This is a genomic window from Blautia faecis (genome assembly GCF_020554845.1).
GTDB classification, from domain to species: Bacteria; Bacillota; Clostridia; order Lachnospirales; family Lachnospiraceae; genus Blautia_A; species Blautia_A faecis.
Window position 1 is genome coordinate 46,532 of the sequence record NZ_JAJCIA010000016.1, and the last position, 19,999, is coordinate 66,530.

General features: G+C 44.0%; 23 protein-coding genes and 1 pseudogene. 19 read left to right on the forward strand and 5 right to left on the reverse strand.

The genetic code is table 11. From position 1 onward, the window contains the following. The first annotated feature begins 39 nt into the window (after nt 1-39). From LIZ66_RS18565 to LIZ66_RS09640, 4 genes are read left to right on the forward strand one after another with little or no spacing between them, the layout of a single operon-like run. Entirely contained in the window at nt 40-162 is a 123-nt protein-coding gene (locus tag LIZ66_RS18565; RefSeq protein ID WP_255610631.1) for a hypothetical protein, read from the forward strand. Continuing rightward, on the forward strand, nt 159-1,727 hold the full coding sequence (locus tag LIZ66_RS09635; protein WP_177969028.1) for a recombinase family protein: 1,569 nt from the start codon (nt 159-161) through the stop codon (nt 1,725-1,727). The genes LIZ66_RS18565 and LIZ66_RS09635 overlap by 4 nt, the downstream gene beginning before the upstream one ends. 54 nt (nt 1,728-1,781) lie before the next feature. Then, the gene (locus LIZ66_RS19970) at nt 1,782-1,844 is read left to right on the forward strand and encodes a DUF6783 domain-containing protein (RefSeq protein WP_368072623.1); all 63 of its coding nucleotides are present in this window, start codon (nt 1,782-1,784) and stop codon (nt 1,842-1,844) included. A gap of 14 nt (nt 1,845-1,858) precedes the next feature. Beyond that, nucleotides 1,859-2,356: a GNAT family N-acetyltransferase gene (locus LIZ66_RS09640; RefSeq protein ID WP_227200765.1), complete on the forward strand. Its 498-nt coding sequence runs from the start codon at nt 1,859-1,861 to the stop codon at nt 2,354-2,356. A 107-nt stretch (nt 2,357-2,463) separates the two neighbouring features. On the opposite strand, the gene LIZ66_RS09645 is transcribed toward LIZ66_RS09640, so the two are convergent. Together LIZ66_RS09645 and LIZ66_RS09650 are read right to left on the reverse strand one after the other, a co-directional pair. Beyond that, nucleotides 2,464-3,162, reverse strand: a complete 699-nt coding sequence (locus tag LIZ66_RS09645; protein ID WP_195478125.1) for an ABC transporter permease — start codon at nt 3,160-3,162, stop codon at nt 2,464-2,466. Continuing rightward, entirely contained in the window at nt 3,155-3,922 is a 768-nt protein-coding gene (locus tag LIZ66_RS09650; RefSeq protein WP_118581408.1) for an ABC transporter ATP-binding protein, read from the reverse strand. The genes LIZ66_RS09645 and LIZ66_RS09650 overlap by 8 nt, the downstream gene beginning before the upstream one ends. A 144-nt stretch (nt 3,923-4,066) precedes the next feature. Between LIZ66_RS09650 and LIZ66_RS09655 the strand changes: the two genes are divergently transcribed. From LIZ66_RS09655 to LIZ66_RS19975, 7 genes are all read left to right on the forward strand, one after another. Next, nucleotides 4,067-5,101 carry a lysylphosphatidylglycerol synthase transmembrane domain-containing protein gene (locus LIZ66_RS09655; protein ID WP_179988298.1) on the forward strand — a complete coding sequence of 345 codons (1,035 nt, stop codon included), beginning with the start codon at nt 4,067-4,069 and terminating at the stop codon, nt 5,099-5,101. 45 nt (nt 5,102-5,146) lie between these two features. After that, nucleotides 5,147-5,764, forward strand: coding sequence for a CDP-alcohol phosphatidyltransferase family protein (locus tag LIZ66_RS09660; protein WP_118581519.1), 618 nt, complete (start codon nt 5,147-5,149; stop codon nt 5,762-5,764). Nucleotides 5,765-5,941: 177 nt separating this feature from the next. Further along, nucleotides 5,942-6,823: a phosphatidylserine decarboxylase gene (locus tag LIZ66_RS09665; RefSeq protein WP_177969025.1), complete on the forward strand. Its 882-nt coding sequence runs from the start codon at nt 5,942-5,944 to the stop codon at nt 6,821-6,823. Further along, on the forward strand, nt 6,792-7,451 hold the full coding sequence (locus tag LIZ66_RS09670) for an epoxyqueuosine reductase QueH (RefSeq protein WP_226837908.1): 660 nt from the start codon (nt 6,792-6,794) through the stop codon (nt 7,449-7,451). The genes LIZ66_RS09665 and LIZ66_RS09670 overlap by 32 nt, the downstream gene beginning before the upstream one ends. Nucleotides 7,452-7,740: 289 nt before the next feature. Further along, on the forward strand, nt 7,741-9,120 hold the full coding sequence (gene argH, locus LIZ66_RS09675; RefSeq protein WP_226837909.1) for an argininosuccinate lyase: 1,380 nt from the start codon (nt 7,741-7,743) through the stop codon (nt 9,118-9,120). 223 nt (nt 9,121-9,343) lie between these two features. Next, nucleotides 9,344-10,429: an aspartate-semialdehyde dehydrogenase gene (asd, locus tag LIZ66_RS09680; RefSeq protein ID WP_148462244.1), complete on the forward strand. Its 1,086-nt coding sequence runs from the start codon at nt 9,344-9,346 to the stop codon at nt 10,427-10,429. Between the two features lie 27 nt (nt 10,430-10,456). Further along, nucleotides 10,457-10,651, forward strand: a complete 195-nt coding sequence (locus tag LIZ66_RS19975) for a DUF6783 domain-containing protein (RefSeq protein WP_368072622.1) — start codon at nt 10,457-10,459, stop codon at nt 10,649-10,651. 28 nt (nt 10,652-10,679) lie between these two features. Here LIZ66_RS19975 and LIZ66_RS19320 read toward each other — a convergent pair whose 3' ends face one another. Beyond that, complete coding sequence (locus LIZ66_RS19320; protein ID WP_308768408.1) at nt 10,680-10,823, reverse strand: DUF6783 domain-containing protein; 144 nt, start codon at nt 10,821-10,823, stop codon at nt 10,680-10,682. On the opposite strand from LIZ66_RS19320, the gene LIZ66_RS19325 reads away from it, so the two are divergent. The 4 genes from LIZ66_RS19325 to LIZ66_RS09695 all read left to right on the forward strand — a co-directional run bounded on the left by LIZ66_RS19325 (nt 10,773) and on the right by LIZ66_RS09695 (nt 14,942). Further along, nucleotides 10,773-10,883, forward strand: a complete 111-nt coding sequence (locus tag LIZ66_RS19325; RefSeq protein ID WP_308768407.1) for a DUF6783 domain-containing protein — start codon at nt 10,773-10,775, stop codon at nt 10,881-10,883. The two genes, LIZ66_RS19320 and LIZ66_RS19325, sit on opposite strands and share 51 nt — an antisense overlap. A 4-nt stretch (nt 10,884-10,887) precedes the next feature. Continuing rightward, on the forward strand, nt 10,888-12,036 hold the full coding sequence (gene selD, locus LIZ66_RS09685) for a selenide, water dikinase SelD (protein WP_226837910.1): 1,149 nt from the start codon (nt 10,888-10,890) through the stop codon (nt 12,034-12,036). An 88-nt stretch (nt 12,037-12,124) separates the two neighbouring features. Beyond that, nucleotides 12,125-12,880 (forward strand): formate/nitrite transporter family protein, encoded by a 756-nt coding sequence (locus LIZ66_RS09690; protein ID WP_118581426.1) that lies wholly within the window; start codon nt 12,125-12,127, stop codon nt 12,878-12,880. Between the two features lies 1 nt (nt 12,881). After that, nucleotides 12,882-14,942, forward strand: coding sequence for a DNA topoisomerase (locus tag LIZ66_RS09695; RefSeq protein WP_173771052.1), 2,061 nt, complete (start codon nt 12,882-12,884; stop codon nt 14,940-14,942). 499 nt (nt 14,943-15,441) lie between these two features. On the opposite strand, the pseudogene LIZ66_RS19330 reads toward LIZ66_RS09695, so the two are convergent. Next, nucleotides 15,442-15,768: pseudogene (locus tag LIZ66_RS19330) on the reverse strand (DUF6783 domain-containing protein); the annotation flags it as partial. Here LIZ66_RS19330 and LIZ66_RS19335 point away from each other — a divergent pair. Continuing rightward, nucleotides 15,706-15,867 carry a DUF6783 domain-containing protein gene (locus tag LIZ66_RS19335; protein ID WP_306797080.1) on the forward strand — a complete coding sequence of 54 codons (162 nt, stop codon included), beginning with the start codon at nt 15,706-15,708 and terminating at the stop codon, nt 15,865-15,867. The pseudogene LIZ66_RS19330 and the gene LIZ66_RS19335 overlap by 63 nt on opposite strands. A 59-nt stretch (nt 15,868-15,926) precedes the next feature. Here LIZ66_RS19335 and LIZ66_RS09705 read toward each other — a convergent pair whose 3' ends face one another. Beyond that, complete coding sequence (locus LIZ66_RS09705; protein WP_195409006.1) at nt 15,927-16,670, reverse strand: TraX family protein; 744 nt, start codon at nt 16,668-16,670, stop codon at nt 15,927-15,929. A 271-nt stretch (nt 16,671-16,941) separates the two neighbouring features. Here LIZ66_RS09705 and LIZ66_RS09710 point away from each other — a divergent pair, with 271 nt between their 5' ends. From LIZ66_RS09710 to ybaK, 3 genes are all read left to right on the forward strand, one after another. After that, nucleotides 16,942-17,634, forward strand: coding sequence for an iron-sulfur cluster assembly scaffold protein (locus LIZ66_RS09710; RefSeq protein ID WP_118581434.1), 693 nt, complete (start codon nt 16,942-16,944; stop codon nt 17,632-17,634). A 27-nt stretch (nt 17,635-17,661) separates the two neighbouring features. After that, entirely contained in the window at nt 17,662-18,672 is a 1,011-nt protein-coding gene (locus LIZ66_RS09715) for a GGGtGRT protein (protein WP_118581437.1), read from the forward strand. Between the two features lie 669 nt (nt 18,673-19,341). Continuing rightward, nucleotides 19,342-19,824, forward strand: a complete 483-nt coding sequence (gene ybaK, locus LIZ66_RS09720; protein ID WP_118581456.1) for a Cys-tRNA(Pro) deacylase — start codon at nt 19,342-19,344, stop codon at nt 19,822-19,824. Nucleotides 19,825-19,999 lie beyond the last annotated feature (175 nt).

Here is a 19,999-nt window from a genome sequence, read left to right on the forward strand (position 1 = left end):
CGGTCTGTTACCAGCCGGAAAAATCAGGAAAATTTAAAATTGTCAGAGAAAAAGGAACTATTAAAGAAAATCGCAGATATTCTTGCAGAGGAAAAATGGATTACCTCAGCTGAATTGTTGGTTTTGAAGGAAAAAATAGAAAAATACGGTGGCACTTTATGACCAGGGCAGTGATCTACTGCCGGTGCAGTACAGAAGAGGAGTGCCAGAAGGATGCGCTTATAAGACAGGCGGCGGAGGCAAGAGAATGCGTCCGCCGCCTGAACTGGTCCTTAGAGGATGAATATATAGAAAGCAGGTCCGGCACCAGCACCCGGGGACGGGAACAGTACCAGCGGCTTTTTTCTGACCTTCTTAGAGATAAATTTGAGATTGTGGTGATAAAATCCCAGGACAGACTGATGCGAAACACAAAGGACTGGTATGTTTTTGTGGACCGTCTCGTGACTTGTGGCAAACGGCTGTATCTCTATCTGGAAAACCGTTTTTACAGTGCAGATGACAGTCTGATCACTGGAATCAAGGCAATTCTGGCAGAGGAATACAGCCGGGAATTAAGCCGTAAGATCAATAACGCCCACCGGAACCGGCAAAAGACTGGAAGTGCCCTGATGCTTACTTCCAATACTTATGGTTACCGGAAGCTGCCAGATAAAAGCCTGGCAATCATAGAGGAAGAGGCACAGGTGAAAAGAAAAATGTATGAGCTTTGTGCAGGAGGTCTTGGCAGCAGATGTATCGCCCGGATCCTGCGGGAGGATGGTGTGCAGAAACGAAATGGAAGCTTTTTTACCGATTCTGATATCCGCCGCATGATCCGAAATCCTGTCAATAAAGGTACTGTGGTCATGAACCGGAAACATTATGATTTTGATACCAGGCAGGTGGTAAAAAATCCACAGGAACAGTTTTATATTTATGAAAACCGGATTCCGGCAATTGTGTCAGAAGAACTGTGGAAGGCTGCCAATGAAGAAATCGACAAAAGAAAGAAACCTGTCGGAAATCAGGAGAAAACGGCCAGGTGCTTTGGAGTAAATCCGGGAAAGCATGTGTTTAGCGGAAAATTGGTCTGTGGTTTGTGCGGGGCTCCTTTTTACCGGACAACAAGAAAGAGAAAAAACTATAAAATCCATGAATGGAAATGCAAAATTTATCTGGAACAGGGGAGAAAAAAGGAGGAAAAGCCAGGCGGCTGTGCCAATATCCATCTGGAAGAGGAAAAGTTGTTTCTTCTTCTGGAAAGGTCCGGAGGAAAAGAAATCCTGCCAGATCAGGAATGGGAGATTACGGATTTTTTTGTGCAGCTTTTGAAGGAAAGTCTGGAAGAAAACCAAAAGAAGAATTTGGAAAAGCACGAACAGCTGGAAAAAAAGATTAAATACCAGCAACAGCTTTTGCTGGACAAATATCTGGAAGGCCTGGTGGAAGAATCTCTTTACCAGATCAAGGAAAGGGAACTGCAAAATAAATTAAAGAACAACACCGGCAGCAGAACGTGCAGGCAGAAGAACAGGGATTTTCTGGCAGAGGAACAGGAAGAAGTGGAAAAAAGGCTTCGGGAGACAGAGCAGTTTTTAAAAGAACATCGTGTGGTTCTAAAGGCCTGCGTATTATGTGAGTTAAAAATGGTGGATAAAATTCTGATTTATCCGGATCATCTGAAAGTGGTAAAGAAACAGGGAAAATGCATTATTGCGGCAGAGACCTTTGATATGCTATACTGAAAAAATCGTAACTGCCCGTCATGTCTGCAGTTACAGACATTACTTAGAGCCTGTTTGAAAAATCATTCCCGCAATCTGCACGCCTTGCTGTGCGGTATATTTTGTCCGAACAGGTAGAAAGGAACAGTATTATGAATATCAGAAAATCTACACTTCAGGATCTGCCACAGATACTGAACTTATATAAAATTGCCCGGGAATTTATGAAAAACAACGGCAATCCAAACCAGTGGGAGGATCGCTACCCGGAAGTTTCCACGGTAGAAAATGATATAAAAACAGGAATTTCCCATGTATGCGTGGAAAATGGGGAAATTGTGGGAACATTTGTATTTTTTACAGGAGAAGATCCTACTTACCGTGTGATCGAAAATGGTAAATGGCACAGTGACAGGGAGCCCTACGGTGTGATTCACAGAGTTGCTTCCAATGGAGTGGCGAAGGGTGTGACCAAGGCTGCTTTTTCTTATGGGTTGGAGAGAAGTGGATATGTGCGCATTGATACCCATGAGGACAACAAGCCCATGCAGGGCGCTTTGAAGAAATTTGGTTTCAGGGAATGCGGTGTGATCCATCTGGAAAGAGGAGCGGAGAGGATTGCCTTTGACTGTCGAAAAGAGTGGCTTTGAAAAATAAAATTAAATTTTTTTTTTGAAGAAATACGGGACTGCACTTCGTTATAGAAAATTGGAAAGAGAAGAGGACAGCATTTTGTGGAAACTGTCAGAATGCGTACTCACTGGAATGTCTGACTGCCATATATGATCAGGTAGCCAAGCCCCTGTCTTGCACCGATGAATTCGCCTATGATCACCCCTACCAGGCAAAGACCGATATTTACTTTCATATTTGCAAGAATAAGGGGCACGGAGGAGGGCAAAACAATTTTTAAAAGTTCGTCTTTTTTACCGCCTCCAAGTGTGCGGATCAGCTTCAGCTTTTCCTGGCTGATCTCCCCGAAGCCTGTATACAGGTTCAGAATCGATCCAAAAATTGCCACAGACATACCTGCAACAATGATGGTCCGCTGACGGGCACCCAGCCATACAATGAGAAGGGGTGCCAGGGCAGACTTAGGAAGGCTGTTCAGCACTACCAGATAAGGCTCCAGTACTTTTGCAAGTCTGGGGCATCCCCACAGCAGAATGGAAATGCCAAGACCCAGGACTACTACGAAGAGGAAACTAAGAAGAGTTTCCTTCAGGGTGGCGCCAATGTGGATGAACAGCGAGTGGTTTTTGGCCATCTCCACAAAGGTTTTGAAGATCATGGAGGGGCTGCTGAAGATAAAAGAGTCGATCCAGCCAGCCCTTGCCAGGATTTCCCATTGTGCCAGAAAAATAAGAAAGACCAGAAGCCTTGCGCTTACAACAAGGCGACGGTCCCTTTTCTGACGGGCAAGATATGCTTTTTGAGTGGGGGAAGGTTCATGCATTCTGATTCAACTCCTTCCAGATCAGATTAAAGTAGGATTTGAAAGCCGGGGCATTTCTCGAAGAAAGGGGCGTGCGGTCTTTCATATCCAGATCAATGGGAACAATCTTTATTACAGTGGCAGGACGCTTTGAAAGAATCAGTACCCGGTCTGCCATGCTGATGGCTTCGGAAATATCGTGAGTGACAAGAATAGCCGGCTTTCGTTGTTTTTTTAGGATTTTTCCAATGTCATCACTTACATTCAGCCGTGTCTGGTAATCAAGTGCGGAGAATGGTTCGTCGAGAAGCAGAAGATCCGGTTTTAATACAAGAGTGCGGATCAGTGCCGCTCGCTGCCGCATGCCGCCGGAGAGCTGGCTTGGACGACTGTTACGGAATTTGTCCAGCTCATAAAGCTTTAACAGTTCATCTACATAGGAAAGATTGTCTTTTGTGAGTTCGCCTTGTATTTCCAGTCCAAGGAGAACATTGCGGTAGATGCTGCGCCATTCCAGAAGGTGGTCTTTTTGAAGCATATAGCCAATACGGGCGCTGTCCTTGTTCAGTGGCTTTCCATTCATAAGAATGGTTCCGCTTTCCGCATGTAAAAGCCCGCAGATCAGATTCAGCAAAGTGGACTTTCCACAACCGGAAGGCCCTACGACAGCCAGAAACTCTTCTGGCATAAGATGAAAAGATATATGAGAAAGGGCAGCCGTTTCCCCGGATAAGCTATGGTAAGAAAGGCACACATCCTTTACTTCCAGAAGCGGATTCATAATCAAACCTCCATTTTCGTATAATTTATGATATGCTTTTGGGGTGGGGTGTGTTATAATGAAGTGATTTATCTATGTGCAGAGTGTAGCGAAGCGGAGTTCGCGGTTCCTGTACCGACAATTTTTTAGAAAGAAAATAATATTATGAGTAAAAAGCAAACGGTTTTCAACCTGTTATTTCTGGTGATCGTTTTCGGTCTTACCGTGTACCTGGTTTTTCGCGGCAAGGACATCGGGGATATTATCCGTACTGCCAGGGAAGCTGATGGAAGATATCTGCTTCTGAGTCTTGTGTGCGTGGTATTTTTTATTCTTGGCGAATCGGTTATCATTTTTTATATGATGAAAACACTTGGAGCCAGTGTGAAAATGACTCATTGTGCACTGTATTCCTTTGTTGGATTTTTTTTCAGCTGTATTACTCCGTCTGCATCAGGCGGACAGCCCATGCAGATCTTTTACATGAAAAAAGATAAACTGCCTATTCCGGTAACCACTCTGGTTTTGATGATCGTTACCATCACCTACAAGGCAGTTCTTGTAGTGATCGGTGTTCTGATCTGTTTTCTGGGCGGTGATTTCCTGAGAGGCTATCTTGGGGACTATATGTGGGTGTTTTATCTAGGCGTGGGTCTGAACGTGTTCTGTGTTACCTTTATGATGATATTGGTGTTTGCCCCAGGCCTTGCGAAATGGATCATGGTAAAAGGTCTGAAGATCATTGAGCATGTCCGGATTCTGAAGCCAAAAAAAGCAAGGCTTGAGAAGCTGGAGGCTTCCATGGACCAGTATCACGCAACGGCAGCCTTCTGGGCCAGCCATAAGCGGATCATACTGAATGTATTTATCATTACATTTGTGCAGAGGTGTATTCTGTTTACGGTCACTTACTGGGTGTACCGCGCTTTGGGACTCCATGAGTATGGAATCCTGACCGTTACTATTTTACAGGCGGTGATTTCCGTATCTGTGGATATGCTTCCTCTTCCGGGAGGCATGGGAATCAGCGAGACTTTATATATGGTGATGTTTGTGCCCGTATTTGGACCGCTTTTGCTGCCATCTATGCTGCTCAGCCGTGGGATTTCCTATTACGGACAGATGCTGATCAGTGCACTTATGACCTGTGTGGCACATCTTACCATTGGAAGAAAAAACGAAGAGATACAAAGGATGTAATTAACTGCAATGAAGGAAGAACGTTTGAAAAAGGAGAAACAGGATATGCTTGGATTTTATGATTATACGGTGGTGCTTACATACATCAGTCTCGCTGTTTCCGTATTTGGAATGACAAGAGCACTGGAGGGAGACTTCAAAGTTGCAATTTTGTGTCTGGCACTGTCCGGACTTTGTGATATGTTTGACGGGAAAATCGCCCGTACAAAGAAGAACCGTACAGAGGATGAGAAGAAATTTGGAATTCAGATCGATTCCCTGTGTGATGTGGTATGTTTTGGTGTGTTTCCGGCAATGATCTGTTATTGTCTGGGAATGAACCATATCCCAGGAGTGATCATTCTCTGCCTGTATTGTGTAGCTTCTGTAATCCGTCTGGGTTACTTTAACGTAATGGAAGAGAAGAGACAGAACGAGACCTCCGAGCTTCGTCACTATTACCAAGGTCTGCCAATCACTTCGATGGCGATCATCCTTCCGTTCCTTTATCTGCTGAGAAGAGGATGCGGGAAAAATTTCCTTCTGGTGATCCATGTGGCAGTGGTAGTAGTCGGAGTGCTGTTTATCAGTGATTTTAAGGTGAAAAAACCTCAGAATCCAATGGTGATCCTTCTGGTTGCCCTTGTGGCACTGGCGCTTTCCATGATGTTTCATCTGTTATAAAACGGATATTCACCATATCTGAAACTCAGCTGTCTGGCGCCTGTTGCGCTCCTGCAGCTGCCGGCTGCATTCGTAATCCGGGCTGTCGCCAGACGATATCCATGAATTCGCTCATGCAAGCATGGCTCATTTGTAGATGCCATCGGGAACTTTTATAGCAAATGCAGGGGAGGTATTATGAAATATATAGACAGAAAAGGCAACATCACAATAGAGGAGAACGGACAGGACAAATTTTTGCGCCATCTGTATAATGACTGGGGCGGACGCCTTTGCCTGAAGATCATAATACAGCCTTTTGTTACCAGACTGGGCGGCTGGTTTTTAAACACCAGGCTTTCTGCGAGGATGATTTCTGGATTTGTGGAGCGCAATCACATTGATCTTTCCAGCTGCACCAGACAGGAGTTTGCTTCCTATAACGACTTTTTTACCCGCAGGCTTAAAGAGGGGCAGCGACCTGTGGCGGAGGATGACAGCGTACTGGTCAGCCCTTGTGACGGAAAGGTTACCGTGAGCCGTATTGGAAGTGATTCCAGATTTTATATAAAAGATACTCTGTATACCCTGGAACGTCTGCTGAAGAATAAAAAGCTGGCAGAGCGGTATCTTGGCGGTTATGCAGTGATCCTCAGGCTGACAGTCGATGATTATCACCATTACTGCTATGTGGCAGACGGAGAGAAATCTCCGGATGTAAAGATCCCCGGTGTTTTTCATACGGTAAATCCTGCTGCTAATGACGTATGCCAGATTTATCATGAGAATACCAGAGAGTATTGCCTGTTAAAAACAGAGCAGTTTGGAACCATTGCTATGATGGAAGTCGGAGCTATGATGGTGGGGAAAATTACCAATCTGAAACCTGGCCCCTGTGAAGTGAAAAAGGGTGAGGAGAAGGGCTATTTTGAATTCGGAGGTTCTACTATTGTCCTGCTTCTTCAGCATGGAAAGGTAAGGCTGGATTCTGATTTGATAGAGAATTCTGAAAATGGATACGAAACGATTGTAAGAATGGGTGAGAGAATTGGCAAATGTAAATTACCAAAAAGAGCTTGAAAAATTAATCAAACAGCATGAGAAAGAAGGAAAGGTTCCCAGACTTTTTCTTCATGCATGCTGTGCGCCATGCAGCAGTTATGTCCTGGAATATCTTTCCAGGTTTTTTTCTGTTACAGTATTTTTTTATAACCCCAATATTTCTCCCAAGGAGGAATATGAGAAGCGGGTGGCAGAAATCCGCAGGCTGATCAGCGAGATGAAGTTTCTTCATCCAGTCGCTCTGGTGGAAGGAGAGTATAGACCAGAGGATTTTTATGTCATGGCAAAAGGAATGGAGGATGTACCGGAGGGAGGAGAACGATGTTTCAAATGTTATCGGCTTCGAATGGAGGCAGCAGCAAAGCTGGCTCAGGAGGGCGGATATGATTATTTTACCACCACACTTTCCATCAGTCCTTTAAAAAATGCGGGAAAGATCAATGAGATAGGCCAGGAACTTGCACAAATCTATAAAGTGGAGCATCTTCCGTCTGATTTCAAGAAAAAGAACGGATATAAGCGGTCTATAGAACTTTCCCATGAATATGGGCTGTATCGGCAGAATTATTGCGGGTGTGTGTTTTCTAAGCGGGAGAGCATGGAGCGGGAAAAGCAGAAACAACAGAGCTGCATGGACTGTCAGTGAAACCATCTGATATTTTGCAAACAATAGTGCAGAGTCATGCACTTGCATGAATTTTGTGCATTGCAAAACGGTTTGATGCAGTAATGTATAGCGAAAATCATAATGAAAGACTCTTTGCAATTAGCAGAAAGTGTGATAAACTAGCACTTGATTGTAGTAAAGTTAGAAAGAATTTGTAAGGTTCCTATGATACTTCAAAGTGTATTTCTGTAAAATTCTTAAGCATCTTGCTTTTGGAATAAAAATATTGAAAAATTCGTGGAACTTTGCAGGAAATGAGGAGAAATATATGGCACAGCTTTGGGGCGGACGCTTCACTAAGGAAACCGATAAACTGGTTTATAATTTTAATGCATCCATTTCATTTGACCAGAAATTTTATGAACAGGATATCCGTGGCAGCAAGGCACATGTAAAGATGCTTGCAAAACAGGGGATTCTGACAGAGAAAGAGAGAGATCAGATATTAGAAGGACTGGAGGGAATCCTGGCAGATGTGAAAGCAGGCAGACTTGCAATCACATCAGAATATGAGGATATCCACAGCTTTGTAGAGGCAAACCTGATCGACCGTATTGGTGATCCGGGTAAGAAGCTTCACACGGGAAGAAGCCGTAATGACCAGGTTGCACTGGACATGAAGCTTTATGTGCGTGATGAAATCGATGAGATTGACCAGGAAATAAAATCACTGCTTGAGGCTCTTCAGAAGATCATGGAAGAGAATGTGCATACTTATATGCCTGGCTTTACCCATCTCCAGAAAGCCCAGCCAGTTACGCTGGCGCATCATGTGGGAGCATATTTTGAAATGTTCCGCCGTGACAGAGGCCGTCTGTTTGATATCCGCAAGAGAATGAACACCTGTCCTCTTGGCGCGGGAGCTCTTGCAGGAACTACCTATCCGCTGGACAGAGAATACACTGCACAGCTTCTGGACTTTGATGAGCCAACCAGAAACAGTATGGACTCTGTATCTGACAGAGATTATGTGATTGAACTGTTGTCCGCACTTTCTACGGTTATGATGCATCTCAGCCGTTTTTCCGAGGAGATTATTCTCTGGAATTCCAATGAGTACCGTTTTGTGGAAATCGATGATGCATACAGTACCGGAAGCAGTATTATGCCTCAGAAGAAGAACCCGGATATTGCTGAGCTGGTAAGAGGAAAAACAGGACGTGTTTATGGAGCACTAACATCAATTCTTACTACCATGAAGGGAATTCCGCTGGCATACAATAAGGATATGCAGGAGGATAAGGAACTTACGTTTGATGCTATTGATACTGTGAAAGGTTGTCTTGCTCTTTTTACCGGCATGGTATCCACCATGCAGTTTAACAAGGCGAACATGGAAGCAAGCGCAAAGAATGGCTTTACCAATGCTACTGATGCGGCAGATTACCTGGTAAATCATGGCGTGCCTTTCCGTGATGCACATGGAATCGTTGGGCAGCTGGTCCTGAAATGTATTGAAAAGGGAATTTCCCTGGATGAACTGTCCCTTGAAGAGTATAAAGAAATCAGTCCTGTGTTTGAGCAGGATATTTATGAGGCTATCAGCATGAAGACCTGTGTGGAGAAACGTATGACTCTTGGAGCTCCCGGTCCGGATGTGATGGAGCAGGTAATTGCCGGAAATAAAAAGTATCTGGAAGCGAACTGAAAAGAGGACACATCTTGCAGAAAGCCTTTTTCAAATATGCTCTGGGCAGTTCGGTGGAAAGTAACGAAAGAATCTTGTTTTATAGGATTTTTTTGGTAAATCAGATAAATTTATTGCTTTAATATGATAAAATTTAAGAAAGTACTTGCATTTTCTCAGAACATGGTATAGTATGTCATAGAAATACACATGTACGCAGAGGAAAGAATGAGGAGAGAATATTATGAGTGAAAAGCTTAGAGTTGGTATTTTAGGTGCTACCGGAATGGTGGGTCAGAGATTTATTTCCCTGTTAGAGAATCATCCATGGTTTGAAGTTGTAACTGTTGCAGCAAGTCCGAGAAGTGCTGGAAAGACTTACGAGGACGCTGTAGGAGGCAGATGGAAAATGGATACTCCAATGCCGGAAACAGTGAAAAAGCTTGTTGTTATGAATGTAAATGAGGTAGAGAAAGTTGCGTCAACTGTCGACTTTGTATTCTCTGCTGTAGATATGTCCAAGGACGAGATTAAAGCCATCGAGGAAGCATATGCCAAGACTGAGACACCAGTTGTTTCCAACAACAGTGCCCATAGATGGACACCTGATGTGCCGATGGTAATTCCGGAAATCAATCCAGAGCATTTCGAAGTTATCAAACATCAGAAAGAGCGTCTGGGAACAAAGAGAGGTTTCATCGCTGTTAAGCCAAACTGTTCTATTCAGAGCTATGCACCTGCACTTACTGCATGGAAAGAATTTGAGCCATATGAAGTAGTTGCTACTACATATCAGGCAATTTCCGGAGCTGGAAAAACATTTAAGGACTGGCCGGAAATGGAGCATAACATCATTCCATATATTGGTGGCGAGGAAGAAAAGAGCGAGAAAGAGCCACTTCGTATCTGGGGTAAAGTTGAGGACGGCGTGATTGTTCCGGCGAAAGAGCCTGTTATCACATGTCAGTGCGTTCGTGTGCCGATCCTGAATGGACACACTGCAGCTGCATTTGTAAAATTCAGAAAGAAACCTACGAAAGAGCAGCTTGTAAAAGCACTTGTAGAGTTCAAGGGAGTTCCTCAGGAACTGAATCTTCCAAGCGCACCGAAGCAGTTCATTCAGTATCTTGAGGAGGATAATCGTCCACAGGTTACAGAGGATGTGAACTTCGAGAACGGAATGGGCGTATCAATCGGAAGACTTCGCGAGGATACTGTTTACGATTGGAAGTTCATTGGACTTTCCCACAACACTGTAAGAGGTGCTGCAGGTGGTGCTGTTCTTTGCGCAGAGACATTGAAGGCGCAGGGATATATCCAGGCGAAATAAATTGAAGAGTGAATAAATGCAGGGAGAATGCTGCCGGATGTGGTGGCATTCTCCCTTTTTGGGATTGCCGGCAATCAGCACGCCCCACTTTGTGGTAGATTTCACTCGAATTCGTCTGCCGTAGCCCGTTACGGCAGACGAATTCGAGTGAAATCTACCGCAAATTGTGACGTACATCTTGCACCTTTTTCAAGAATAGTAGCAGATAAACAACTAAAATAAAAAACTGACCGTTTACGATAGGGGAGATTCATGTTAAAATAGATAGCACGTTAGAGCCTGTTTGAAAAATCATTCCCGCAATATGCACGCCCCACTTTGCGGGAGATTTCACCCGAATTCGATTGCCGTAGCCCGCTACGGCGCCCTCATCCGGGCAAAATTTCCCACAAATTGTGACGCACATCTTGCAGAAAGCCTTTTTCAAACACGCTCTAGAACTGACAGGAGGTGAGTCCATGAGCGACAGAGAGCGAATCCGCCTTACCCAGTATTCTCATACATCTGGCTGAGCGGCGAAAGTAGGTCCGGGGACCCTTGCCCAGGTTCTGGGTAAGCTGCCGAAGTTTTATGATTCGAATTTACTGGTCGGAACGGAATCTTCCGACGATGCTGCTGTATATCGTATATCTGATGATCTGGCCATGATCCAGACCGTGGATTTTTTTACACCGATCGTGGACGATCCTTATACTTTCGGACAGATCGCAGCGGCAAATGCGTTAAGTGATGTGTATGCTATGGGTGGAGAGCCTAAGCTGGCATTGAATATTGCAGCCTTTCCTAATTGTCTTGATCCGGAGATTCTGGGCGAGATTCTGCGGGGAGGTGCAGACAAGGTAATGGAGGCTGGTGCTTCTCTTGCGGGAGGACACACGATTCAGGACGATGAGCCGAAATATGGCTTGTGCGTTACCGGATTTGTAAATCCTGCCTCAATGTGGAAAAATATTGGAGCAGAGACCGGAGATGTTCTGATCCTTACCAAGCCTCTTGGAACCGGAATTCTTTCTACTGCAGTGAAAGGAGAGATGGCATCTGAGGAAGAGACTGCCTATGCAGCTTCTGTGATGGCGACTTTGAACAGGTATGCCAGAGATAAAGTGGCAGATCTGCAGATTCATGCCTGCACGGATGTAACAGGTTTTGGTCTTGCCGGACATGCCCTGGAAATGGCGAAGGGAAGTGGGAAGACCCTTTGTATTTCTCTTGGTTCCCTGCCGATTATGAAAGGAGCACTTGACTATGCTTCTATGGGATTTATTCCTGTAGGTGCATACCGCAATCGGGAATTTGCAGGGGGAGAGTGCGAGTTTTCATGGAAGAATCACAGTGGGGAAAGCAGTGAGAATTTCTGGCTGGAAAAGACCAGGTGTGAAGCTGTGGAAAATGAAACAGGCAGAAGTGAAACCATCATAAATGAAGCAGAGCTTGCTGCCCGTGAGGATATAGTATTTGACCCGCAGACTTCCGGAGGGCTTCTCCTGAGTATAGATTCTCAGGATGCGGGCAAGGCAATTAGTCGACTGTCTTCTCTGTCGCTTCCCTGTGCTGTGATTGGACGGGTAATTAATTTACAAAAGAAACATCTTGTTTTTGTGAAATAGTTCCTAATTGATAAAAAATTATCAACTTCTATTGTGAAAAATACATCAAAGTGTTATAATTGTAAAAAACAATACGGAGGTGTTTTTTATGAACTATGAAGATGTGCAAAAACTTTCAAACGCAGCCAAAAACAAAATCGGGCTGCTGAACGGCAATTTCCTGAAGTACTTTCTTCGGGCTGTAATGGCTGGTTTCTTTATTGATGTGGCAGTTATTTACAGCAATGTTATAGGAAGTGTATTTTCAGGATCAGATCCTGCCTGGGGCAAGTTTCTTGGAGCTGTAGTGTTCTCCATTGCTGTTCTTCTGATCAGCCTGGTTGGCGGCGAGCTGTTTACCGGTAATAACATGGTAATGGCATTCGGCGCCTTCGACAAGAGTGTATCCTGGGGGGATGCAGGCAAGGTATGGCTGGTAAGCTACCTTGGCAATTTCGTTGGATGTGCAATTATGGCACTTCTTTTTGTAGGAGCAGGTGCATCCGGCTCAGCAGATTATTTCGCAGGCTTTATTAACAACAAGCTGACGATCCCTATGGGACAGATGTTCATGCGTGCAATTTTGTGTAACTTCTTCGTATGTCTTGGTGTACTCTGCGGAATTAAGCTGAAAAGTGAAACCGGTAAATTCCTTATGATCGTAATGTGTATCTCTGCATTCGTTTTCAGCGGATTTGAGCACTGCATTGCAAACATGGGAATTTTTGTAGTAAGCCTTGGTCTGGTAGATGGCCTTTCCGTTGGTCTCATGCTGAAGAGTATGCTGATCGTAACCATTGGAAATATGGTGGGAGGTGCTCTTTTACTGGCATGGCCATTAAGAAAGATGAGCGCAGATAAATAATATGTCAAAAGCTTTATACATAGCAGAGAAGCCCAGCGTGGCTCAGGAATTTGCGAAAGCTTTAAAATCTGGCGGACAAAGACGGGATGGCTATATCGAGTCTGATACTTGCGTGGTGACCTGGTGTGTGGGACATCTGGTCACCATGAGCTATCCTGAGAAATATGATATGAAATACAAAAGGTGGAGTTTAGATACCCTGCCTTTTTTGCCGCATGATTTTAAATACGAAGTGATACCTGGCGTGGAAAAACAGTTCCAGATCGTGAAAGGGCTTTTAAACAGACCTGATATTGATACCATTTATGTGTGTACCGACTCTGGGCGTGAAGGTGAATATATTTACCGCCTGGTAGCACAGATGGCGGGAGTGAAGGACAGGACGCAGAAGCGTGTGTGGATCGACTCCCAGACTGAAGAAGAGATTCTTCGGGGAATCCGTGAGGCAAAGGACATCTCAGAATATGATAACCTTGCCGCAGCCGCCTATCTTCGGGCAAAAGAAGATTATCTGATGGGAATTAATTTCTCACGTGTACTGACTTTGCGTTATGGAAACAGCGTAACCAATTATCTTGGAGGCAAATACCAGGCAATTTCCGTTGGACGGGTTATGACCTGTGTCCTTGGGATGGTAGTTCGCCGCGAGCGGGAAATCCGCGCATTTGTGAAAACACCTTTTTACAGAGTTGTGAGCAGCATTGCTCTTGAAGGAGAAAGCTTTGAAGGAGAGTGGAGAGCTGTAGAAGGCAGCCGCTATTTCCAGTCCCCTGTTTTATATAAAGAAAATGGTTTTAAGAAAAAAGAAGATGCCCAGAAGCTGATCTGTGAATTAAGTACACAGCAGCCTCTTATATGTACGGTGGAGAAGATTGAGCGAAAGAAGGAAAATAAGAATCCGCCTCTTCTGTTTAATCTGGCAGAGCTTCAGAATGTCTGTTCCAAACTGTTCAAGATCAGTCCGGATGAGACTCTTTCCATTGTGCAGGATCTTTATGAAAAGAAACTGGTCACATATCCCAGAACAGATGCCAGAGTTTTATCGACAGCTGTGGCAAAGGAGATTTATAAGAATATTTCCGGGCTTCGGAATTATCCTCAGGCCGGGGAAGCTGCGCAAGGTGCGTTAGAGCTTGGCGCATACAAAAATATCGCGAAGACACGTTACACCAATGACAAACAGATTACAGACCATTATGCTATTATTCCTACTGGCCAGGGACTTGGCGCACTAAAGGGACTTTCTCTGACAGCACAGCGGGTGTATGAGACGATTGTGAGACGATTTTTAAGCATTTTTTATCCACCGGCTGTTTATCAGAAGGTAAGCCTTGTGACGAAAATGGAGAATGAATCTTTCTTTTCTTCTTTTAAAGTTTTGCTTAGTGAAGGGTATCTGAAGATTGCTGCAAATTCTTTTGCAAAAAAGAGTATGGCAGAAGTTTCCGGAAAAACTCCCGAAAGTGAAGGAGAAGGTGAGGTTTCCTGCGACGAAGCTTTGTTAGCTGCATTGCAGAAACTGAAAAAGGGTGATATACTAAACATAAATGGTCTTGGTATCAAGGAAGGAGAGACATCTCCACCGAAACGATACAATTCCGGTTCTATGATCCTGGCAATGGAGAATGCAGGCCAGCTGATCGAGGATGAGGATCTTCGTTCACAGATCAAGGGAAGCGGAATTGGTACCAGCGCCACCAGAGCAGAGATTTTGAAGAAGCTGTTTAATATCAGATATCTGTCTCTGAATAAGAAAACCCAGGTGATCACACCTACCCTTCAGGGGGAAATGATTTATGATGTGGTAAACTGTTCTATCCGTCAGCTTCTGAACCCGGAACTGACTGCCAGCTGGGAGAAGGGACTTACCTATGTAGCAGAGGGATCTATTACAGAGCAGGAATATATGGATAAGCTGGAGCACTTTGTAAGGATTCGTACCAAACAGGTGGAGGACAGTCATTTTCAGTATGCGCTGAGGCAGTTTTTTGATGCAGCTGCGCAGTTTTATAAGAAGCCGGAGCGGGAAACTGCTATGAAAAAAAGGCAGAACACGCTCTGATACAGATTTGGGAATAAAGGAAATCATTCATTAAATTAGATTTATATGAGGAGGATGTATTATGTTAAAAGATTTTACCATCGCAAACATGCTGGATATGACCCAGACCATCGCAGGAGAGCTTTTCCAGGGGAAAACCTATCCGTGGGAAGTTCTTCCGGAGATTGGTGATTTCATTGTGAAATTGGGAAAAACATTGGATCCAGATGAATATGACTATCTGGAGGGGAATATCTGGATTGCGAAATCTGCCAAGGTTGCACCTACCGCCTGCATTAACGGACCAGCCATCATCGGCAAGAATACAGAAGTGCGCCACTGTGCATTTATCCGCGGCAAAGCTCTTGTAGGAGAGGGCTGTGTAGTGGGAAACTCCACAGAGCTTAAGAATGTAGTCCTTTTTAACAATGTGCAGGTTCCCCATTACAATTATGTAGGAGACGCTGTACTGGGTTACAAATCCCATATGGGTGCAGGTTCCATCTGCTCCAATGTAAAGTCAGACAAGAAACTGGTTGTTGTAAAAGACGGCGAGGAGAAGATTGAGACAGGACTTAAGAAGTTTGGTGCCATGCTGGCAGATCATGTAGAAGTTGGCTGTGGTTCGGTTCTGAATCCGGGAACTGTGATTGGAAGAAACACTAACATTTATCCGCTTTCTCCAGTACGTGGATGCGTTCCGGCAAACAGCATTTATAAGAATAAAGACGAGATTGTAACAAAGAATTAAACTAGAGCGTGTTTGAAAAAGGCTTTCTGCAAGATGTGCGTCACAATTTGTGGGAGATTTCGCCCGGATGAGGGCGCCGTAGCGGGCTACGGCAACCGAATTCGGGTGAAATCTCCCGCAAAGTGGGGCGTGCAGATTGCGGGAATGATTTTTCAAACAGGCTCTAGTATAATAAAATGGCTTGGCAGAAAATGAATTCTGTCAAGCCGTTTTTTCTGGACATGTCCATAAATAATTTTTATATCATAGCTGTTCTAAATTCCAAACCACATCTTGCGGATTACGGTCAGTATAGCAATATGTACCGGATAAAAAGCATAGAAGAGATATTTTACCCATTTCCCCTGAATAAATCCCCGTTTTTCATTGTACATATTCAAAGGAATAAAAGCAAAGCAAGCCTTCCATTCATAGATCAGCCAGCAGCTTCCAATAACTGCCTGTGCAGGTTTGTGCTGATGCAGCCAGTACATGATCAGGAGAAATACAAAGCCTTTATATCCGTAATCTGCTTTGAGAAAATAGGAGACTGCAAGAAGCAACAACATGCAGACAAGCTGCATGGAAGCATTTTTTTCAAAGTGTTCGACCAGGCAGAATGCAAGATATCCCAGAAATAAGGTGAAAAAAACGTTCTGCTTATCTGGATACAGCAGAGTGCCATTTTGTGCAAAATTCCATGGAATTTCTGAAATACAGGCGAAAATCAGAAGATTTCTTCCATATTTAAAGCGGTTATGGGTGTGAAGAAATCCTTCCACAAGCAGGAAACAGAAAATAGGGAAAGCTGCACGCCCCACGTCACGCATTACCCGGTATAGGGAATAAGTGGTGCTGCCTATTTGAAACCAGGGCGCAATGGCTGGCGGGTAGTGACGCAGAAGGAAAGAAGCGGTATGGTCGATCAGCATAATCGCCATAGCCAGCATCTTCAGGGCACTTCCGCTTAGGATTCTCAGTTTTTCGGGCATAAAAGAAGTTGAGGTTTGCGATGACATATCTATGTAAGTCCTCCTGTTTTGAATATAAAGTATTTCCGGATGTTTTTTGCCATGAAAATTCCAGGTGGCAGCTGTGATCGGAATGTTCTTATGTAGTTTATCATGAAAATAAAATTTCTACAAGACAAATCCAATAAATGGTACTGACAATTTTTTCGTAAATTTTGCAAAATATGACTAGACGAATGAAGGATTTTGTGAGAAAATAACACTAGGTTGTTAGGTCTTTAACAACGATTAAGTAATCAACACTGAAAGGAGTCTTAAAATGATTTACACTACTGAAGTTGAAAACATGTGCCCAGTAGCTAAGGGTGCAAAACATGAGCCAGCTCCGATCCCGGAAGAAGGCCAGTGGGTCCATGCAAAGAAAATTGAAGATATCTCTGGTTTTACACATGGTGTAGGCTGGTGTGCTCCTCAGCAGGGTGCCTGTAAACTGTCCTTAAATGTTAAGAATGGTGTAATCGAGGAAGCCCTTATTGAGACAATCGGATGCTCCGGTATGACACATTCTGCAGCTATGGCAGCAGAGGTTCTTCAGGGTAAGACAATTCTTGAAGCATTAAATACAGACCTTGTCTGTGATGCAATCAATACAGCAATGAGAGAACTGTTCCTTCAGATCGTTTACGGACGTACTCAGAGTGCTTTCTCTGATGACGGTCTTGCTGTTGGTGCAGGTCTTGAGGACCTTGGTAAAGGCCTTCGTTCCCAGGTTGGTACAATGTACGCTACCAAGGAAAAAGGAGTTCGTTACCTGGAAATGGCAGAGGGCTATGTAACAGGTATTGCTCTTGACGAAGACAACGAAGTAATCGGATATCAGTTCGTTTCTCTTGGAAAAATGACTGACTTTATCAAAAAAGGTGATGATCCTAACACTGCATGGGAGAAGGCAAAAGGTCAGTATGGCCGTGTAGCTGATGCTGTTAAGATTATTGACCCAAGAAAAGAGTAAGCCACAAGCGAAAGGAGACGAACAGAAATGGCATTATTTGAAGGATATGAGAGAAGAATTGCTCAGATCAATTCTGTATTAAATAGCTATGGAATCAGCTCTATCGAAGAAGCTGAGAAAATCACAAAAGACGCTGGTCTTGATGTATATGACCAGGTTAAGAAAATTCAGCCGATCTGCTTTGAGAATGCTGCATGGGCTTACACAGTAGGTGCTGCAATCGCAATCAAGAAAGGCTGCAAGAGAGCTGCTGACGCTGCTGCAGCTATCGGAGAAGGACTTCAGGCTTTCTGTATTCCTGGATCTGTTGCTGACCACAGAAAAGTAGGTCTTGGACATGGAAATCTTGGTAAAATGCTCCTTGAGGAAGAGACAGAGTGCTTCTGCTTCTTAGCAGGACATGAGTCTTTCGCAGCTGCTGAGGGTGCTATCGGTATCGCTGAGAAAGCAAACAAAGTACGTCAGAAACCATTACGTGTTATCCTGAACGGACTTGGAAAAGATGCTGCCCAGATCATTTCCCGTATCAACGGATTCACATTTGTTGAGACAAAATACGATTACAAAGAAGCTAAATTAAACGTAATCTATGAGAAGCCATATTCAAACGGACTTCGTGCTACTGTAAAATGCTACGGTGCAGATGATGTTCAGGAAGGTGTTGCTATCATGCATCACGAGAACGTTGGTGTTTCCATCACTGGTAACTCCACTAACCCGACTCGTTTCCAGCATCCGGTTGCAGGTACATACAAGAAAGAATGTATCGAGCAGGGTAAAAAATACTTCTCCGTTGCTTCCGGCGGTGGTACAGGACGTACTCTTCACCCAGACAACATGGCAGCAGGTCCTGCTTCCTACGGTATGACAGATACTATGGGACGTATGCACTCTGATGCACAGTTCGCTGGATCCTCTTCCGTACCGGCTCACGTTGAGATGATGGGTCTTATCGGAATGGGTAACAACCCGATGGTTGGTGCTACTGTTGCTGTAGCTGTTTCTGTAGAGGAAGCTGCTAAGGCTGGTAAGTTCTAATAATTGAATAAACTATAATTGCTATGCAGCAATGAAATTGGGCATTCTGTACAAAATACAGGGTGCTCATTTTTTATCCACAAAGTTAACATGCAGGCTCTGCCTGCGTCATGCCCACACAAACAATTTCGCGTGGGCAAAATGAGAGTGGAATTCTGAATGCATATATATAATGATACCAGTGTCAAAAGGTCAAAAAAGCTGTTCGTGCTTGCACGATAAGGCTTTTGAGCTTGGGACACGCCAAATATGAGAAAGTAGCGATTTACGCAGTAAATCAGCGGATTTCGAATATTTGGAGGATTGCGGGAGCAGCGTAGCTGCGTAGCAATCCGGGTATCAAATGAGTGTCAAAAGACCTTTTGACACTCATATCATATAATGTGGATGCTAAAATCTGACTTCTATTCACAGAAATTTTCACAAACCCATCAAATCTCCCTCACAATTTCATCACAGATTCCAGGTATATTAATAATCAAACAAAGGCGATAACCTTTTTAATCGTATAGATCATATTTTCTTTTTCATACTTGCCAGGACTTTTTGATAAGTCCTGGCCCTCCTTTTTTTTCTGGGACAAAATCAGCCCGACAGATTCCATTGACGAAAACATAATTCTATGGTAAAACTTTACTATGCCAATACATTACAGGAGGTTGACCCGAAATGGCAAAAGAAGCAAAGACAAATGCAATGCGAATGCTGGACAGACAGAAGGTAAAGTATGAAACACTTGCCTATGAATGTGACGAATTTATTGACGGAATCCATTGTGCAGACATTACAGGTGCACCATATGAACAGTCCTTTAAGACACTTGTTATGGAAGGGAAAAGCGGCGGATATTATGTATTTGTAGTCCCGATTGAGAAAGAAGTGGATCGTAAGGCAGCTGCCAAAGCAGTAGGAGAGAAGGCAGTTGATATGATCCATGTGAAAGATATTACGAAGATCACAGGTTATGTTCGCGGTGGCTGTAGCCCTATTGGAATGAAGAAACCTTTTCCCACTGTTTTTGACGCTTCAGCAGGAAATTTTCAAGAAATTTATGTAAGCGGGGGGAGAATCGGCCTGACCTTGAAAGTGCCGGTAGCGGATCTTCTGAAAGTGACAGGCGGCAAACTGGCTGCAATCACAGCAGAAGAGTAAGAAACATATATTTTACAGAAAACAAAGCGAAATATGCTAAAATACTTATAAAGAAAACACTGCATGCTGCTATATGTCAAATGCCTTTTTCAAACACACTCTGGCACAGTCGGCAGTGCGAATCAGAAACAAATGATAAAGTGTTCCTGATAAGGGTTCGGTAAGCAAAAGCCAC

Bases quoted from the DNA above. Each gene is read 5' to 3' on its own strand.
- LIZ66_RS09710 (WP_118581434.1), top strand. From the start codon at position 16,942: ATGATTTACACTACTGAAGTTGAAAACATGTGCCCAGTAGCTAAGGGT.
- asd (WP_148462244.1), top strand. From the start codon at position 9,344: ATGAGTGAAAAGCTTAGAGTTGGTATTTTAGGTGCTACCGGAATGGTG.
- LIZ66_RS19335 (WP_306797080.1), top strand. From the start codon at position 15,706: ATGTGCGTCACAATTTGTGGGAGATTTCGCCCGGATGAGGGCGCCGTA.
- LIZ66_RS09655 (WP_179988298.1), top strand. From the start codon at position 4,067: ATGAGTAAAAAGCAAACGGTTTTCAACCTGTTATTTCTGGTGATCGTT.
- LIZ66_RS09665 (WP_177969025.1), top strand. From the start codon at position 5,942: ATGAAATATATAGACAGAAAAGGCAACATCACAATAGAGGAGAACGGA.
- LIZ66_RS09650 (WP_118581408.1), bottom strand. From the start codon at position 3,922: ATGAATCCGCTTCTGGAAGTAAAGGATGTGTGCCTTTCTTACCATAGC.
- LIZ66_RS09705 (WP_195409006.1), bottom strand. From the start codon at position 16,670: ATGTCATCGCAAACCTCAACTTCTTTTATGCCCGAAAAACTGAGAATC.
- LIZ66_RS09660 (WP_118581519.1), top strand. From the start codon at position 5,147: ATGCTTGGATTTTATGATTATACGGTGGTGCTTACATACATCAGTCTC.
- LIZ66_RS19975 (WP_368072622.1), top strand. From the start codon at position 10,457: ATGCTGCCGGATGTGGTGGCATTCTCCCTTTTTGGGATTGCCGGCAAT.
- LIZ66_RS09635 (WP_177969028.1), top strand. From the start codon at position 159: ATGACCAGGGCAGTGATCTACTGCCGGTGCAGTACAGAAGAGGAGTGC.
- LIZ66_RS09645 (WP_195478125.1), bottom strand. From the start codon at position 3,162: ATGCATGAACCTTCCCCCACTCAAAAAGCATATCTTGCCCGTCAGAAA.
- argH (WP_226837909.1), top strand. From the start codon at position 7,741: ATGGCACAGCTTTGGGGCGGACGCTTCACTAAGGAAACCGATAAACTG.
- ybaK (WP_118581456.1), top strand. From the start codon at position 19,342: ATGGCAAAAGAAGCAAAGACAAATGCAATGCGAATGCTGGACAGACAG.
- LIZ66_RS09640 (WP_227200765.1), top strand. From the start codon at position 1,859: ATGAATATCAGAAAATCTACACTTCAGGATCTGCCACAGATACTGAAC.
- LIZ66_RS09695 (WP_173771052.1), top strand. From the start codon at position 12,882: ATGTCAAAAGCTTTATACATAGCAGAGAAGCCCAGCGTGGCTCAGGAA.
- LIZ66_RS09690 (WP_118581426.1), top strand. From the start codon at position 12,125: ATGAACTATGAAGATGTGCAAAAACTTTCAAACGCAGCCAAAAACAAA.
- LIZ66_RS09715 (WP_118581437.1), top strand. From the start codon at position 17,662: ATGGCATTATTTGAAGGATATGAGAGAAGAATTGCTCAGATCAATTCT.